The organism is Micromonospora sp. WMMD708 (genome assembly GCF_049315245.1).
Lineage (GTDB): Bacteria > Actinomycetota > Actinomycetes > Mycobacteriales > Micromonosporaceae > Micromonospora > Micromonospora wenchangensis.
Genome location: NZ_CP186060.1, coordinates 5,715,011 through 5,731,465, shown reverse-complemented (window position 1 = coordinate 5,731,465; position 16,455 = coordinate 5,715,011). Strand labels below are relative to the sequence as shown.

At 73.5% G+C, this 16,455-nt stretch carries 15 protein-coding genes; 12 read left to right on the top strand and 3 right to left on the bottom strand.

Going from position 1 to position 16,455, the window contains the following annotated elements:
• The first annotated feature begins 49 nt into the window (after positions 1-49).
• Positions 50-1,090, top strand: coding sequence for a S66 family peptidase (locus tag ACN260_RS25135; RefSeq protein ID WP_422753341.1), 1,041 nt, complete (start codon positions 50-52; stop codon positions 1,088-1,090).
• Here ACN260_RS25135 and ACN260_RS25130 read toward each other — a convergent pair.
• Entirely contained in the window at positions 1,084-1,308 is a 225-nt protein-coding gene (locus ACN260_RS25130) for a FadR/GntR family transcriptional regulator (RefSeq protein WP_145917936.1), read from the bottom strand. The two genes, ACN260_RS25135 and ACN260_RS25130, sit on opposite strands and share 7 nt — an antisense overlap.
• A 204-nt stretch (positions 1,309-1,512) precedes the next feature.
• Here ACN260_RS25130 and ACN260_RS25125 point away from each other — a divergent pair, with 204 nt between their 5' ends.
• The 5 genes from ACN260_RS25125 to ACN260_RS25105 all read left to right on the top strand — a co-directional run bounded on the left by ACN260_RS25125 (position 1,513) and on the right by ACN260_RS25105 (position 9,329).
• The gene (locus ACN260_RS25125) at positions 1,513-1,857 is read left to right on the top strand and encodes a hypothetical protein (protein WP_422753340.1); all 345 of its coding nucleotides are present in this window, start codon (positions 1,513-1,515) and stop codon (positions 1,855-1,857) included.
• Positions 1,858-2,081: 224 nt separating this feature from the next.
• Positions 2,082-5,735 carry a transcription-repair coupling factor gene (mfd, locus tag ACN260_RS25120; protein ID WP_422753339.1) on the top strand — a complete coding sequence of 1,218 codons (3,654 nt, stop codon included), beginning with the start codon at positions 2,082-2,084 and terminating at the stop codon, positions 5,733-5,735.
• Between the two features lie 96 nt (positions 5,736-5,831).
• Positions 5,832-6,617, top strand: coding sequence for a hypothetical protein (locus tag ACN260_RS25115; protein WP_422753338.1), 786 nt, complete (start codon positions 5,832-5,834; stop codon positions 6,615-6,617).
• Between the two features lie 2 nt (positions 6,618-6,619).
• Entirely contained in the window at positions 6,620-7,603 is a 984-nt protein-coding gene (locus ACN260_RS25110) for a nucleoside triphosphate pyrophosphohydrolase (RefSeq protein ID WP_422753337.1), read from the top strand.
• Positions 7,604-7,709: 106 nt separating this feature from the next.
• On the top strand, positions 7,710-9,329 hold the full coding sequence (locus ACN260_RS25105; RefSeq protein ID WP_422753336.1) for a DUF885 domain-containing protein: 1,620 nt from the start codon (positions 7,710-7,712) through the stop codon (positions 9,327-9,329).
• Positions 9,330-9,345: 16 nt separating this feature from the next.
• On the opposite strand, the gene nudC is transcribed toward ACN260_RS25105, so the two are convergent.
• Together nudC and ACN260_RS25095 are read right to left on the bottom strand one after the other, a co-directional pair.
• Positions 9,346-10,176 (bottom strand): NAD(+) diphosphatase, encoded by an 831-nt coding sequence (gene nudC, locus ACN260_RS25100; RefSeq protein ID WP_422753335.1) that lies wholly within the window; start codon positions 10,174-10,176, stop codon positions 9,346-9,348.
• The gene (locus ACN260_RS25095) at positions 10,173-10,865 is read right to left on the bottom strand and encodes a hypothetical protein (RefSeq protein ID WP_422753334.1); all 693 of its coding nucleotides are present in this window, start codon (positions 10,863-10,865) and stop codon (positions 10,173-10,175) included. The genes nudC and ACN260_RS25095 overlap by 4 nt, the downstream gene beginning before the upstream one ends.
• Positions 10,866-11,088: 223 nt before the next feature.
• Here ACN260_RS25095 and eno point away from each other — a divergent pair, with 223 nt between their 5' ends.
• From eno to ACN260_RS25065, 6 genes are all read left to right on the top strand, one after another.
• On the top strand, positions 11,089-12,372 hold the full coding sequence (gene eno, locus ACN260_RS25090) for a phosphopyruvate hydratase (RefSeq protein ID WP_194821928.1): 1,284 nt from the start codon (positions 11,089-11,091) through the stop codon (positions 12,370-12,372).
• Between the two features lie 32 nt (positions 12,373-12,404).
• Entirely contained in the window at positions 12,405-13,028 is a 624-nt protein-coding gene (locus ACN260_RS25085; RefSeq protein ID WP_422753333.1) for a septum formation initiator family protein, read from the top strand.
• A gap of 34 nt (positions 13,029-13,062) precedes the next feature.
• Positions 13,063-13,626, top strand: coding sequence for a DUF501 domain-containing protein (locus ACN260_RS25080; protein WP_422756823.1), 564 nt, complete (start codon positions 13,063-13,065; stop codon positions 13,624-13,626).
• Positions 13,623-14,129, top strand: coding sequence for an amino-acid N-acetyltransferase (locus ACN260_RS25075; RefSeq protein WP_422753332.1), 507 nt, complete (start codon positions 13,623-13,625; stop codon positions 14,127-14,129). The genes ACN260_RS25080 and ACN260_RS25075 overlap by 4 nt, the downstream gene beginning before the upstream one ends.
• A gap of 46 nt (positions 14,130-14,175) precedes the next feature.
• Positions 14,176-15,417 carry a hypothetical protein gene (locus ACN260_RS25070; RefSeq protein WP_422753331.1) on the top strand — a complete coding sequence of 414 codons (1,242 nt, stop codon included), beginning with the start codon at positions 14,176-14,178 and terminating at the stop codon, positions 15,415-15,417.
• 72 nt (positions 15,418-15,489) lie between these two features.
• Positions 15,490-16,425, top strand: a complete 936-nt coding sequence (locus ACN260_RS25065) for an exopolyphosphatase (RefSeq protein ID WP_422756822.1) — start codon at positions 15,490-15,492, stop codon at positions 16,423-16,425.
• Positions 16,426-16,455 lie beyond the last annotated feature (30 nt).

The window sequence follows — 16,455 nt, the reverse complement described above, 5'->3', positions numbered from 1 at the left end:
AGGGCTTTGTCGGGCGAAAACCGCTGGTGGTGGGCGGTAGGTTCCGCTCGTGGCCCTTCCCGAATACCCCACCAAGCCGAAGCCGGGCGACCGGGTCGCGGTGGTGTCCCCCTCCGCCGGCCTGGCGGGTCTCTTCCCCCACGTGTACGAGCTGGGCCTGCGCCGGCTGCGCGAGGAGCTCGGTCTGGAGCCGGTGGAGTACCCCACCACCCGGCAGACCCGGGCCGACCCCCGGGACCGGGCACGCGACCTGACCGCCGCCTTCGCCGACCCGACGGTCACCGCCGTGCTCGCCACCGTCGGCGGCGACGACCTGATCACGGTCACCCCGCACCTCGACGACGAGGTGCTGCGGGCCAACCCGAAGCCCTACTTCGGCTACTCGGACAACACCAACGTCCTCAACCACCTGTACCGGCTGGGGATGGTGTCCTATCACGGCGGCTCGGTGCTGGTGCACCTCGGTCGACCCGGCGCGTCGCACCCGCTGACCCTCGACTCGCTGCGTGCCGCCCTGTTCACCTCCGGCTGGCACGAGCTGACCCCCGCGTCGCAGTGGGGTGACGAACCGGGCGACTGGCGGAACCCCGCCACGCTCGCGGTCGAACCGCCGATGCTGCCCGGCGAGGGCTGGCGCTGGCGGGGCCCGTCGACGGTGGTCGAGGGCCGCACCTGGGGCGGCTGCCTGGAGATCCTGCACTGGCTGATGGCCGCCGACCGGGTCCCGTCGGCCGCCGAACTGGCCGGCTCGGTGCTCGTCGTCGAGACCTCCAACGAGTTGCCCGACGCGCAGGAGGTGTTCCGGATCGTCCGGAACATGGGCGAGCGGGGGCTGCTCGCGGCCTTCCCGGCGGTCGTCGTCGGCCGGCCCAAGGCGTGGGACTTCGCCCGACCACTGCCGGTGGCGGACCGGCTGGCGTGGGGTGCGGCGCAGCGTGGCGCGATCATCCGGGCGCTGACCGCGTACCGCCCGGACGCGGTGGTGGTCTTCGACGTCGACCTCGGCCACACCGACCCGCAGTTGATCATCCCGTACGGCGGGGAGATCGTGGTCGACGCGGTCGAACGCCGCATCATGGTCCGCTACTGAGCGGCCGGGTCCCGGACGTAGACGCCCTCGCCCTGTCTTCCCTCGATCAGCCCTTCGGCCTTGAGGATGAGCAGGGCGGTCCGGACCGAGCCGTAGGAGACGCCGTACGTCTCGATGAGGCCCTTGGTCGTGGGTAGCTGATCACCCGGTATCAGTTTTCCGGCGCGGATCTGATCGCGGATGGCTGATGCCACCTGCTCATATTTGGGTGTGTTCATGGTGTCTCCCTGGCTCGCAGGGCCAAGTAGATCACCACAAGTTGACAGCGTCTATAACGTCGACAGTGTCGACAATGTCGACGTCCGGCTATAAGCTGACCTCGCTGACCTGGCTCGCAACCGGTTGAGCATCACCAACAGGGCGGCCCGGGGTGGAGGTGGCACTCCGCTCCCCGGGCCTTGACCAGGAAAGGACCCTGGCCCATGGGCAACCTACCGAATCCCCCGCACCTGGTGAGTCCCGTCCGACCGTCGGGCTCCGGCCATCCGCCGTGGTGCCTGCGTGGTCCGGACTGCGCCGGCCCGAACGATCTGCACCTGTCCCGACTCCTCGACGCGGCCGTACACGGCGACGAGGTGATCCAGGTCCGGCTCGGCCTGTGGCGCATGGATATCGGCCCGACCCCGCCGTCCGGGCTGCTGTTGGAGTGCTCGGCCGGCGAGGAGGTCGACCGCTGGCCGATCGGCCTCGCCCAGTCCCGCCGCCTGGCCCGCCTGTCCCACCACCTGATCAACCAGCTCGACCCGCGCCTGACCCGCGCCGCCTGAACACCTCCCGGGTGGGGCGTCGCAATGTCATGGATGTAGTGGTGTCTGCGAGCGGGGATGCCGCTACATCCGCGACATTAAGATGATCTTGGGTGGGGTGAGGGGCTCCTCGGGTGGGCGGGGATAGGGCGGTGGGCGGGGATAGGCTGGTCGACGTGCACCCCCCGTCCGGCTGGACGAGGGGCAGCAGTCGTGCGCGTCGACTCCTCTGGAAGTGATCACTGATGCTCACCGGACTCTTCTCCGCCGCCCTGGCCGATCCCGGGCTGACCCGGGCGCGTGACCTGGCGCGCTCCGGTGCCGCCCAGGTCGACGGGCTGGACCTGACCGCCCCGACCGCGCTGCGCCCGTTCGCCGTGGCCGCCGTCGCCGCCGACGAGGCGGTCGGTGGGGCCGGCCGGCCGGTGCTCGCGGTGACCGCCACCAGCCGGGAGGCCGACGACCTGGCCGCCGCGCTGGACAGCCTGCTCCCGGCCGGGCAGGTCGCGGTCTTCCCGTCCTGGGAGACGCTGCCGCACGAGCGGCTCTCGCCCCGCTCCGACACCGTCGGCCGACGGCTGGCCGTGCTGCGCCGCCTCGCCCACCCGGACGCCCCGGGTCCGCACACCGTCCGGGCCGACGTCGACGCCGGCCCGCTGCGGGTGGTGGTGGCACCGGTGCGCTCGCTGCTGCAACCGCAGCTCAAGGGCCTTGGCGATCTGGAGCCGGTGCAGCTTTCCGCCGGTGAGGAGGCCGACCTGGAGGAGATCGCCCGCCGGCTCACCGACCTGGCGTACGCCCGCGTCGACCTGGTCACCAAGCGCGGCGAGTTCGCGGTACGCGGCGGCATCCTGGACGTCTTCCCGCCCACCGACGAGCACCCGTCCCGGGTCGAGTTCTGGGGCGACGAGGTGGAGGAGATCCGCACCTTCGCCGTCGCCGACCAGCGCACCATCGAAGGCGTACCGCAGTTGTGGGCCCCGTCGTGCCGGGAGCTGCTGCTGACCCCGGCGGTACGCCGGCGGGCCGCCGCGCTCGCCGGGCAGCACCCGGAGCTGGCCGAGATCCTCGACAAGCTGGCCGAGGGCATCCCGGTCGAGGGAATGGAGTCGCTGGTGCCGGCGCTGCTCGGCGACGAGAGCCTGGAACTGCTGGTGGACACCATGCCGGCCGGCACCCACGTGCTGCTCTGCGACCCGGAGCGGATCCGCACCCGGGCGCACGACCTGGTGCGTACCTCGGAGGAGTTCCTCCAGGCCAGCTGGGCCGCGGCCGCCGTCGGTGGCCAGGCCCCGGTCGACCTCGGCGCCGCCGCCTTCAAGTCCCTGGCCGAGGTCCGCGCCGCCGCCCGCGCCCTGCGCCAGCCCTGGTGGACCCTCGCCCCGTTCGGACTGGTCGAGGCGGACGCCGCCGCGCCGGCCCGGCAGCCCTGGGAGGACGCGCCGACCGGGGCGGACGTGACCCCCGACGACGCGATCGCGGTGAGCCTGGCCGCCCAGCCGGCCCCGCTCTACCACGGTGAGACCGACCGGGTGGTCGACGACCTCAAGCGCTGGACCGGTGAGGGCTGGTCGGTGGCGCTGGTCTTCGAGGGGCACGGTCCCGCCCAGCGGGCCGTCGAGGTGCTCCGCGACGCCGGCCTGGGCGCCCGGCTCACCGAGCAGGTGCCGGCCGCCCCCGCCCCCGGCGAGGTGCTGGTCTCCTGCGGCCGCCTGACCGCCGGCTTCGTCGATGAGGCGTCGAGGTTCGTGCTGCTCACCGGCAGCGACGTCACCGGCGGCCGGGGCACCACCACCCGGGACATGCGCAAGATGCCGAGCCGGCGACGCAACACCATCGACCCGCTGGAGCTGAAGGCCGGCGACTTCGTCGTGCACGAGCAGCACGGCATCGGCCGGTACGTCGAGCTGGTGCAGCGCACCGTCAACGGCGCGTCCCGGGAATACCTCGTCATCGAGTACGCGGCCAGCAAGCGCGGCCAGCCCGGCGACCGGCTGTTCGTCCCCACCGACCAGCTCGACCAGCTCTCCCGCTACGTCGGCGGCGAGCAGCCCACCCTGCACAAGATGGGCGGCTCGGACTGGCAGAAGTCCAAGGCCCGCGCCCGCAAGGCGGTCCGGGAGATCGCCGCCCAGCTCATCCAGCTCTACGCCGCCCGCAAGGCGTCCAAGGGGCACGCGTTCGCCCCGGACTCCCCGTGGCAGCGGGAGCTGGAGGACGCCTTCCCGTGGCAGGAGACGCCCGACCAGCTGGCCGCCATCGAGGAGGTCAAGCGGGACATGGAACAGACCGTCCCGATGGACCGGCTGATCTGCGGCGACGTCGGCTACGGCAAGACCGAGATCGCCGTCCGGGCGGCGTTCAAGGCGGTGCAGGACGGCAAGCAGGTGGCGGTGCTGGTACCGACGACGCTGCTGGTGCAGCAGCACTACAACACGTTCGCCGAGCGGATGAACCAGTTCCCGGTGACGATCCGGCAGCTCTCCCGGTTCCAGACCGCCAAGGAGAGCGAGCGGACGCTGGAGATGGTCGCCGACGGCACCGTCGACATCGTCATCGGCACCCACCGGCTGCTCCAGACGGCCACCCGGTTCAAGTCCCTCGGCATGGTGATCATCGACGAGGAGCAGCGGTTCGGCGTCGAGCACAAGGAACACCTCAAGACGTTGCGCGCCTCGGTCGACGTGCTCAGCATGTCGGCCACCCCGATCCCGAGGACGCTGGAGATGGCGATCACCGGCATCCGGGAGATGTCGACGATCGCCACCCCGCCGGAGGAGCGGCACCCGGTGCTGACCTTCGTCGGGGCGTACGACGACCGGCAGGTGGCCGCGTCGATCCACCGGGAGCTGCTCCGCGACGGGCAGGTGTTCTACCTGCACAACCGGGTGGAGTCGATCGACCGGACCGCCCGGAAGCTGCGCGAGCTGGTGCCCGAGGCGCGGGTGGCGGTGGCCCACGGGCAGATGGGCGAGGAGGCCCTGGAGAAGGTGATGGTCGGCTTCTGGGAGAAGGAGTTCGACGTCCTGGTCTGCACCACCATCGTCGAGTCCGGCATCGACATCCCGAACGCCAACACCCTGATCGTGGAGCGGGCCGACCTGCTCGGCCTGGCCCAGCTGCACCAGATCCGGGGCCGGGTGGGCCGGGGACGGGAGCGGGCGTACGCCTACTTCCTCTATCCGCCGGAGAAGCCGCTCACCGAGCACGCGCACGAGCGGCTGGCCACCATCGCCCAGCACACCGAGCTGGGCGCGGGCATGTACGTGGCGATGAAGGACCTGGAGATCAGGGGTGCCGGCAACCTGCTCGGCGGCGAACAGTCCGGGCACATCGAGGGCGTCGGGTTCGACCTGTACGTCCGGATGGTCGGCGAGGCGGTGTCGGCGTTCAAGGGCGAGAGCACCGAGGAGGACACCGACGTCAAGATCGACCTCCCGATCGACGCGCACCTGCCGCACGACTACGTCGGGGTGGAACGGCTGCGGCTGGAGATGTACCGCAAGCTCGCCGAGGCGCGCGACGACGCCCGGCTGCGCGAGGTGGTGGCCGAGATGACCGACAGGTACGGCGAGCCGCCCGCCCCGGTGCAGAACCTCGTCGCGGTGGCCCGGTTCCGGCTGCTGGCCCGCCGGTACGGCCTGACCGACGTGTCGATGCAGGGCAAGCACATCCGGTTCGGGCCGCTGCCGCTGCCCGACTCGAAGCAGTTGCGGCTCAAGCGCTACCACCCGGACTCGGTCTACAAGCCGGCCACCGACCAGGTCAGCGTGCCCCGGCCGAGCACCCGCCGGGTCGGCGGCGAGCCGCTGCGCGACCAGGCGCTGTTGGAGTGGTGCGCCCAGCTCCTCTCCGACGTCCTCGGCGAACCGGCCGCGTTGGCGGGGGCGCGGGGATGAGGGGGCGGTCGCCCGCCGGGCGCGGGGCGTCGGGCGGCCTGCGGCGCACGGTGGGCGGCGTCACCGTACACAGGCAGGCATGAGAGAGTGACCGTCATGCGTGCACGCCGTCTCATCGCCGCCGCCAGCGTCGCGGCCCTGGGTGTCCTCTCCCTCACCGCCTGCGGCAAGGCATCCCCGGATGTGGCCGCATACATCGGCGACAGTCGCTACTCGGTGGCCCGCGTGGACGCGATCTACACCGACGCGCAGACCAGGTACGCCGAGGCGGTGCGGCAGGGCGCGGCCCAGTCCGGCCAGACCCTGAGCCCGGAGCAGCTGCGGGCCGGGCTGACCCGGCAGGACGTGGTGAACCTGCTGGTCAGCATCGACCTGGGCAAGCGGGTCGCGGCCGAGAAGAACATCCAGGTCCCCGACCAGATCACCCCGGACCAGTTGGCCCAGCAGCTCCAGATGCCGCCGCAGGCGGAGTTCGCGAAGCTGTGGGGCGAGTGGGCCGACCTGTTCGTGGTGCTCAGCCAGCAGTTGCCGCCCGCCGACCTGAGCGACGAGTCGGTGATGGCGGTCTACCACGCGATCGAGAAGACCGGCGGCATCGACCGGGGGCTGTCGGTGGCGCAGGTGCGGCAGCTCTTCGGCGACGGCGGTTTCGTGCGCACCTCCTCGGCGTTGAGCGCCGCGCTGGGCGAGCAGGCCGACAAGGTCGACGTCGAGGTCAACCCCCGGTACCGGCCGCTCGGCGTCCCCGCCTGGGTCAACAAGGGCCAGGAGCTGGTCTTCTACGCGCTGCCGTACATCGACGCGAGTGGCCCGGTGACCGACGTGTCGACGCCCGAGCCGGTCGCCAGCCCGACCCCGGAGCAGGGGCCGGCGGCCTCCTGAGCATGTCCGACCGGATCGTCCTGCTGGTCACCTCACCCCGGTTGCCGGCCGGTCTGCTGACCGCCGCCGCCTGGGACACGCTGCGCTCCGCACCGGTGCTGACCGGCGCGGAGGGTGCCCAGGTCACGGCGGTACGCGCGGCCGGCGTCGAGGTCACCGTGGTCTCCGCCGGGGCCGGCGACGCGCTGCTGGACGCGGCGGCGGCGCACGGCACGGCGGTCTGGCTTGCCGGCCCGACCGGCGACGAGTCCCTGGCCCGGGAGGTGGGCCTGCGGCTGGCCCGCCAGCCGGGGCTGGCCGAGCTGGAGCTGATGTACGGCTCGTGGGACCCGCCGGGGGCCCGGCTGCTCGACGCGGTCGAGGTGATGGACCGGCTCGCCTCGCCGGGCGGTGACCCGTGGAAGCGGGCCCAGACCCACCGCAGCCTCGCCGGCTTCCTGATCGAGGAGTGCTACGAGGCGTACGACGCGATAAGCGACGGCGACACTGACGCGCTGCGCGAGGAGCTGGGCGACGTGCTGCTCCAGGTGCTGTTGCACGCCCGCCTCGCGGAGAACCTGCCCGAGGACGAGCGGTGGAGCGTCGACGACGTGGCCGGCACCCTGGTCGACAAGATGGTCCGCCGCAACCCGCACGTCTTCTCCGGTGCGCAGGCGGGTTCGCTGGCCGAGATCGAGGCGAACTGGGAGCGGATCAAGCAGGCCGAGAAGGCCCGCGCGTCGGTGCTCGACGGCATCGCGCTGAGCCAGCCCGCCCTGGCCCTGGCGGCGAAGGTGCTGGACCGCGCCGGTCGGGCCGGGCTGGCCGTGCCCTTGCCGTCCCCCGACGCCCAGCCCGACCCGGAGTCCCGCCTGGGTGCCACCCTGCTGGCCCTGGTCGCCGAGGCCCGCCACGCCGGCCTGGACCCCGAGGCGGCCCTGCGCCGCGCCACCCTCACCCTCACCCGGACCCTCCGCACCACCGAACCCCCCACCCCGTCGAGTTGATCAAGAAGTTCGCGTCAGATCCGCGCGCTCCAGTGACGCGAACCTCTTGATCGACGGGGTCGGCGCGCGGCCGGTGGGGGACCGGTGGGGTGGGTAGGGTCGGGGGATGGGTGCATTCGTGCCGCTGGCGGAGCGGATCGTCGAGGCAGTGCTGGAGAGCCGACCCGGGTTCGCCACGTCGGCCGGGGACCACCGCTACGACGACCGGCTGCCCGACCTCTCCGCCCCGGCGGTCGCCGCCGACCAGGCGATGCTGCGGGAGGCCGCCGACGCGCTCGCCGAGGTCGACGCGGACTCCCTCGACGTCGAGGAGCAGGTCGACCACGCGCTGCTCGCCGCCCTGGTCGACCGGGAACTGTTCGAGCGCAGCGAGATCCGGGCCTTCGAGTGGGACCCGTTGGTGCACAACCCCGGCCCGCTGCTGCACGCCCTGCTCGCCCGCCCGTACGCGCCGGTGGAGCAGCGGCTGGCGCACCTGGTGGGGCGGCTGACCGCCGTACCCGACGCGTTGGCGGCCGCGCGGGCGACGCTGCGGGACATGCCCCGGGTACACGCCGAGACGGCGGTCGGGCAGTTCGCCGGCAGCGCCGCGCTGATCCGCGACGAGGTGCCGCTGCTGCTCGCTCAGGCTCCCGCGCTGGCCGGCACGGTGCAGCCGGCGGCGACGGCGGCGATCGCCGCGCTCGACGAGTTCGTCGGCTGGCTGCGCGCCGGGCTGGCCGCCGACGCCGGGCCGGGCCGCGACCCCCGGCTGGGCCGCCGCCGCTGGGAGGCCCGGCTCTGGCACACCCTCGACACCGAGCTGGGTGCGGCCGAGGTGCAGCGCCGCGCCTGGGCCAACCTCGACCGGGTCACCGCCGAGATCCGCGCCGCCGCCGTCGAGCTGGTCGGTGGACCGGCCGACGACGGGACGGTACGCCGGGCGCTGGACCTGCTCGCCGCCGAGCACCCCGACGACCACTCCATCGTGGACCTCGCCTCGGTCACCCTCGACGAGGCAGTCGACTTCGTCCGGGCGCACGACCTGGTCAGCCTGGTCGACGACCCGTGCGTGATCCAGGAGATGCCGGAGTTCGCCCGGGGCGTCGCGGTGGCCTACTGCGACTCGCCCGGCCCGCTGGAACCGGCCGACCTGCCCACCTTCTACTGCATCGCACCCACCCCGGCGGACTGGCCCGCACACCGGGTCGACTCGTTCTACCGCGAATACAACGACCACATGATCCGCAACCTGACCGTGCACGAGGCGATGCCGGGGCACTTCCTCCAGCTCGCCCACGCCCGCCGGTACGCCGGCCCCACCCGGGTCCGGGCGCTCACCGAGTCGGGGGTGTTCATCGAGGGCTGGGCGGTCTACACCGAGGAGCTGATGGCCGGCCTCGGCTTCGGCGGCCTGCCGGTCCGCCTCCAGCAGCTCAAGATGCAACTCCGGATGACCATCAACGCCCTGCTCGACCAGCTCGTCCACTGTGACCAGATGACCGAGGCGGACGCACTGGCGCTGATGACCGAACGCGGCTTCCAGGAGGAGGGCGAGGCGGCCGGCAAGTGGCGGCGGGCGCTGCTCACCTCGACCCAGCTCTCCACGTACTTCGTCGGCTACAGCGAGATGGCCGACATCGCCGCCGCCCGCCCGGCCGGGGTGCCGCTGCGCGGGTGGCACGACGCGATGCTCGCCCACGACTGCCCGCCGCCGCGCCACCTGCGCACCCTGCTCGGCGTCTGAGCGGGCCGGGCCGGGTTCAGCCCCGGGCGGCGACCGCGTCGATGAGCCAGCGGGAGATCGAGTACGCCGGGGGCAGCTCGGCCGGCAGCGCGTCCACCGGGAACCAGCGGGCCCGCACCAGCTCCCGCCCGTCCACCTCCGGCTCGGCGGTGGGGTCGGCGGCGGTGGCGGTGAAACCGGCGAGCAGCACCCCCGGCCCGGAGATCGCCCAGGGTTGGCTGCCGAAGTAGTCGACGCTGCCGAGGGCCAGCCCGACCTCCTCGGTGACCTCCCGGCGGACCGCCGTCTCCAACGACTCGCCGGCCTCGACGAAGCCGGCGACCAGCGCCCACAGCCCGGTCGGGCCGGAGGCGTGCCGCACCAGCAGCAGCTCGGTGGGGCCGCCGGCCGGCCCGGGGCGGGTGATCGCCGCCAGCACCGCCGGGGAGAGCCGCAGCGGCACGTACAGGTCGCAGGCGGGGCAACGCCGGGCCGTCTCGCCGGGCACGTCGGCCAGTTCCGCCCGGCAGGCCCCGCACCAGCGGTGGGTACGCCGGAAGGTGACCACGGCCACCGCCCGCCCGGCGAGCGTGGCGAGCGGTTCGGGCAGCTCGGCGGCGAGCGCCCGCCAACTGCGCCAGCGCCCGGCCGGCCGGGTCGCGTCGTCCGGTGCCGCCGCCCAGGCCGGCACCCCGTCGAGCGTGCCCACCGGCACCCAGCCGGTCGCATCCGGCAGCTCGCCGACCCGGGGCAGGCCCCCGTCGGGGCCGGTGAGGAGCCGGTGGCCGGCGACGAGCAGGCCCAGGTCGCCGGGCGCGGGCGACGGAGCGCCGGCCGGGGCGGGGTCTGCGGGTGGGGGGACGGTCACGACGTCGCCGGCCGGCGGTCGGTCACCCCGGCGCCGGCGGGCAGGTCGAACGCTGTCGGTGTCACCGAGTCGGTGTAGCGGTCCAGGGTCAGTTCGACGGGCTGGCCGTCGAGCACCCCGGTGAAGCTGCCGAGCACACCCTCGCTGGTGACGCAGGTGTCGAAGTTCCCGGCGGCCCGGCGGACCTCGACGCAGGTGGCGTGGTGCCCGGTGATCGTGGTGTCGGTCTGCCTGATCTGGGCCGCCGGGTCGAGGGCGGCCTCGGTGAGCAGACCGATCACCGCCGGCGGGGTGACCAGGCCGGCCTTGCGGGCCTCGGTGAACAGCGGCACGGCGGCCTTGCCGGACATCAGCACCGGCGGCTCGACCGTGCAGGTGGTCCGCCCGGCGGTGGTCCCGCACCGGGTGATGGCCTGCTCGGAGACGGTGATCTTGCCGGCGGTCCAGGTGTACGCGGACCGGGCCGGCTCCTTCGTCTGGGCGATGGTGAAGTCCCGGCCACCGGCGAGCCGGTACTCGGCGGTCCAGGTCCGCACCAGCGACTCGTCGAGCCGGGTGGCGAGATCGTTGATCAGATCGGCGCGGCCGAGGGTGCGCCCGGCGTCGTCGAAGGTCTGACAGCCGGTGACGGTGAGCGACGCGATGACCGACACGGCGAGCACGCGGAGGGTGGTCGAGACGGCGGGCATGGCGACCAGCGTGGTCGATCGGGTCCACCCGGCGCAAACCGGTTGCCGGTTCAGGGGTGAGAATCCGGGAATGTCCGTCCCGGCGTACCGATTAGGGGTGGGCTACGTGTCCCCGGACGCCGTGCGGCCGGACGCCGCCCGATACGCTGCGTTCAACACACCTGCCTCAGCCGCACCGTCGCGGCCCGAACCGGATTCGCACACACGAACGAGGAGCGACTCAGTGGCAACCATCGAGGGAATCGTCGCCCGGGAGATTCTCGACTCGCGGGGCAACCCCACGGTCGAGGTCGAGGTAGGGCTGGACGACGGCACGATCGCCCGCGCCGCCGTACCCTCCGGCGCCTCCACCGGCGCCTTCGAAGCGGTCGAACTGCGCGACGGTGACAAGGGCCGCTACCTGGGCAAGGGCGTCGAGAACGCGGTCGCCAACATCGAGGACAAGATCGTCGACCAGCTCATCGGCTACGAGGCCAGCGAGCAGCGGCTGATCGACCAGAAGATGCTCGACCTCGACGGCTCCGACAACAAGGGCGAGCTGGGCGCGAACGCGATCCTCGGGGTCTCGCTGGCGGTGGCCAAGGCCGCGGCCGGCAGCGCCGAGCTGAGCCTGTTCCGCTACCTGGGCGGCCCCAACGCACACCTGCTGCCGGTGCCGATGATGAACATCCTCAACGGTGGGGCACACGCCGACTCGAACGTCGACGTGCAGGAGTTCATGATCGCGCCGATCGGGGCGTCCAGCTTCCGCGAGGCGCTGCGCTCCGGGGCCGAGGTCTACCACGCGCTGAAGTCGGTGCTGAAGAAGAAGGACCTCTCCACCGGCCTGGGCGACGAGGGCGGCTTCGCCCCCAACCTGCCCAGCAACGCCGCCGCGCTGGACCTGATCGCCGAGGCGGTCGAGAAGGCCGGCTACCGGCTGGGCACCGACATCGTCTTCGCCCTCGACGTGGCCGCCACCGAGTTCTTCGACAACGGCACCTACACGTTCGAGAGCGCGGCCAAGAGCGCCGAGGAGATGAGCAACTACTACACCAAGCTCATCGGCGACTACCCGATCGTCTCCATCGAGGACCCGCTGGCCGAGGACGACTGGAGCGGCTGGGCCACCCTGACCGCCGCCGTCGGCGACCGGATCCAGATCGTCGGCGACGACCTGTTCGTCACCAACCCGCAGCGCATCGCCCGGGGCATCACCGAGAAGGCCGCCAACGCGGTGCTCGTCAAGGTCAACCAGATCGGCTCGCTGACCGAGACGCTGGACGCCGTGGACCTGGCCCACCGGGCCGGCTTCAAGTGCATGATGAGCCACCGCTCCGGCGAGACCGAGGACACCACCATCGCCGACCTGGCCGTCGCCACCGGCTGCGGCCAGATCAAGACCGGTGCCCCGGCCCGGTCCGACCGGGTCGCCAAGTACAACCAGCTCCTGCGGATCGAGGAGGAGCTGGGCGACGCGGCGCGGTACGCCGGCGTCGGCGCGTTCCCGCGTTACCGTTCGGCCTGACCCGGGCGAACCTCGGGGGGAGGGGTGTGACGATGCAGCAGCGCCGCACACCGGGTGGCCAACGCCCGGCCCGCCGGCCGACCGGCCGGCCGGGCGGGGCCCGGGGCGCCCGCACGCCGCTGCGCGACGGCGGGGTCCGCGCCGAGGCGCGGACCACCGCGGCCCGCTCGCGCGGTGTCGATGGTGTCCGGTCGGCCAACCGCCCGGCGGCGGCGCGCCGGACGGCGGCCGGCGGCACCATCCGCCGGCTCACCGCACCCCACCCCCGACGGTTCACCGGGCGGGCCACCGTCCTGTTCGCGGTGCTGCTCGCGCTCGCCCTGGCCTACACCTACCCGGTCCGGGTCTACCTCGACCAGCAGGTCGACATCGAGCGGATGGAGGCCAGCCAGGCCGCCCAGCGCGAAGAGATCGCCGAGCTGTCCGCCCAGGCGGCGAAGTGGCAGGACCCCGAATACATCAAGATCAAGGCGCGGGAACGGTTCTACATGGTGGCCCCCGGCGAGACCCCGGTGATCGTGCTCAACGACGCCGACGGCGCGGCCCGCGACGCCAACGGCGGTCGGCCGCCGGCCCCGCCCAAGGCCCCCGCCCCCTGGTACGACACCCTGTGGTCGAGCGTCCGGGCGGCGAACGGCGAAGCCGCCGACCAGTGAGCAGCACCCGCGTACCGAACGAGAGATGGGCACCGTGAACGTCGTACCACCGCAGGAGCCGGCGGCGGACTCCGTACCCCCGCCGGAGCACCAGCCGGCCACCGAGGCCGACCTGGCCGCGGTGGCCGCGCAGCTCGGACGCCCGCCCCGGGGCACCCGGGCGGTGGCCCACCGCTGCCCGTGCGGCCTACCCGACGTGGTGGAGACCACCCCCCGGCTCGCCGACGGCACCCCCTTTCCGACGCTGTTCTACCTGACCTGCCCCCGGGCGACGGCGGCGTGCAGCCGGCTGGAGTCGGCCGGGCTGATGAAGGAGATGGCCGAGCGGCTCGCCGACGACCCGGAGCTGGCCGACCGGTACCGGGCGGCGCACGAGGACTACCTGGCCCGCCGGGCCGCGATCGGCGAGGTGCCGGAGATCGCCGGCATCTCCGCCGGTGGGATGCCCGGCCGGGTGAAGTGCCTGCACGTGCACCTGGGCCACGCGCTCGGCGCCGGTCCGGGGGTCAACCCGTTCGGCGACGAGACGCTCGCCCTGGTGGAGAAGTGGTGGACGGCCGGGCCCTGCGTGGACGTGCCGACGCCCCGGGTGAAATGACCGACGGGATCGAGGTACGCCGGGCCCGCACCGGCGACGTACGCGGCATCCGGCGGCTGGTCGACACCTACACCGACGACCGGCGGCTGCTCAGCAAGGCCACCGTCACCCTCTACGAGGACGTGCAGGAGTTCCGGGTCGCGGTGACCGGCGACGGGCGGGTGGTCGGCTGCGGGGCGCTGCACGTGATGTGGGAGGACCTCGCCGAGATCCGCACCGTGGCCGTCGACCCGGCCTGCCGGGGCCGGCGGCTCGGCCACCGGATCGTCACCGAGCTGATCGACGCCGCCCGGGAACTGGGCATCGCCCGGATCTTCGTGCTCACCTTCGAGACGGCGTTCTTCGGCGCGTTCGGGTTCACCGAGATCGACGGCGCCCCGGTGCCGCAGCCCGTCTACGAGCAGCTGCTGCGCTCCTACGACGAGGGCGTCGCCGAGTTCCTCGACCTGGAACGGGTCAAGCCGAACACCCTGGGCAACACCCGGATGCTGCTGCGCCTCTAGCCGGTGGCAGTCCCGGTGTCTTGACCCGGCCCGGCACCCTGGGCCGGTGACGATCCTGCGCCGGTTGGTTGCCCTGCCCGCCGCCCTGGTGACCCTGTTCGCGCTGGTCGGCGTGGCCCGGCTGATCGCCCCGGCCACCGGTGGCGTCGACCGCCAGCCGCCCGGGGTGGACCGGCAACTCGACTACCTGCGCGCCGAGCTGGACGACGGTGCCGGCGAGGACGCCCAGGCGATGTTCCCGGAGGGCTGGTTCTTCGCCCACGCGCTGTACGGGCTGGCCCGGGTGGAGACCGGCCTTCGGCAGCCGCCGCAGGAGCGCGACGAGGCGCTGCGGGAGGCCCGGTGGGCGCTGGCCCGGCTGGAGTCCCCGGCCGGCACTGCCCCGTTCAGCGCCGACCTGACCCCGGCGTACGGCGTCTTCCACGCCGGCTGGACGAACTGGCTGCGCGGTGGGGTGCTCGCCCTGCAACCGACGTCGGGTCGGGACCCGGCGGAGATGCGGCGGTTCGCCGAGACGTCGGCGACCCTGGCCGCCGCGTTCGACGCCTCGGCCACGCCGTACCTCGCCGCCTACCCGGGGCAGGCGTGGCCGGTCGACTCGACGGTGGCGGTGGCCTCGCTGCGGCTGCACGACCACCTGCTGCCGCCCCGGTTCGCCCGGACCACGGCACGCTGGCTGGACGGGGTCCGCCAGCGGCTCGACCCGCGTACCGGCCTGCTGCCGCACCGGGTCGATCCGGGCACCGGCGCGCCGGCCGAGGTGGCCCGGGGCACCTCGCAGAGCGTCATCCAGCGGTTCCTGCCGGAGATCGACCCGACCTTCGCCCGGGAGCAGTACCTGCGCTTCCGCACCGGGTTCGTGGTGTCGCCGCTGGGGCTCGGGCCGGCCGTGCGGGAGTATCCGCGCGGGCTGGACGGCCCGGGGGACGTCGACTCGGGGCCGCTGCCACTCGGCGTGAGCTTCTCCGCCACCGTGGTGACCCTCGGCGCGGCCCAGGTGCAGGGCGACGACGCGCTGGCCGGGGCGCTGGCCAACTACGGCGAACTGGTCGGCTTTCCGCTGGACACCCCGCACACCCGCCGGTACGCCTTCGGCCTGCTCCCGATCGGCGACGCCTTCCTGGCCTGGTCGAAGACCGCCCGCCCGTGGGTCTCCGCACCCGCCGACCCGCCACCGGCCACGGTGGACCCGTGGTGGCGCGCGCCGCTGGTGGCGCTGCTGGTGCTGCTCGCCGTGCTGTCCTGGGTGCCGTGGCTGCTGCTGCGGCGGCTGTCCCGGCGTCGGTGACCGCCGCCGGTCCGGTCGGTGCCGCCGTGCGCGGTCGGCGGCTGCCGTAGGGTTGCTGCCGTGACGACGCGTGTGGCCGCCATCGACTGCGGGACCAACTCCATCCGCCTGCTGGTCGCCGACCTGCCCGACCCGTCGGCCGGGCCGCAGGCCCCACTGGTCGACCTGGCCCGCCGGATGGAGATCGTCCGGCTCGGTCAGGGCGTCGACCGGACCGGCCGGCTGGCCCCGGAGGCGATCGAACGGACCCGGGTGGCGCTGGCCGGGTACGCCGCCGAGATCGACAAGTTGGGCGTCGACCGGGTGCGGATGTGCGCCACCTCGGCGTCCCGGGACGCCAGCAACGCGGCCGACTTCCGGGCCATGGTCACCCAGACCCTCGGGGTCGCGCCCGAGGTGGTCAGCGGCGACGAGGAGGCCCGGCTGTCGTTCACCGGCGCGGTGCGGGGGCTGCCCGCCGACGCGGAGCCGCCGTACCTGGTGGTCGACATCGGTGGCGGCTCGACCGAGTTCGTGGTGGGCACCCGTGACGGTGGGGTGCAGGCGGCGATCTCGGTGGACATCGGCTGCGTCCGGATGACCGAACGGCACCTGCACGGCGACCCGCCGACCGCCGACGAGGTCGCCGCCGCCCAGGCCGACATCGCCGCCGCCGTCGACCGGGCGCTCGCCGTCGTCCCCGGCCGGGAGGCCGCCACCCTGGTCGGGCTCGCCGGTTCGGTCACCACCGTCGTCGCCATCGCCCAGGACCTCCAGGAGTACGACCCGCAGCGCATCCACCACGCCCGGGTGCCGTACGAGCGGGTGGCCGGAGTGACCGCCGACCTGCTGGGCAGGACCGCCGCGCAGCGGTTGGCGATCCCGGTGATGCACCCGGGGCGGGCGGACGTGATCGGGGCGGGCGCGCTGGTGCTCAAGGTGATCATGGAGCGGGCCGGGATGTCCTCGGTGGTCGCCTCCGAACACGACATCCTCGACGGCATCGCCTGGAGCCAGCAGCCCGGCTGACGGCACCGGTGGGGCCCGCCCGACGAGCGG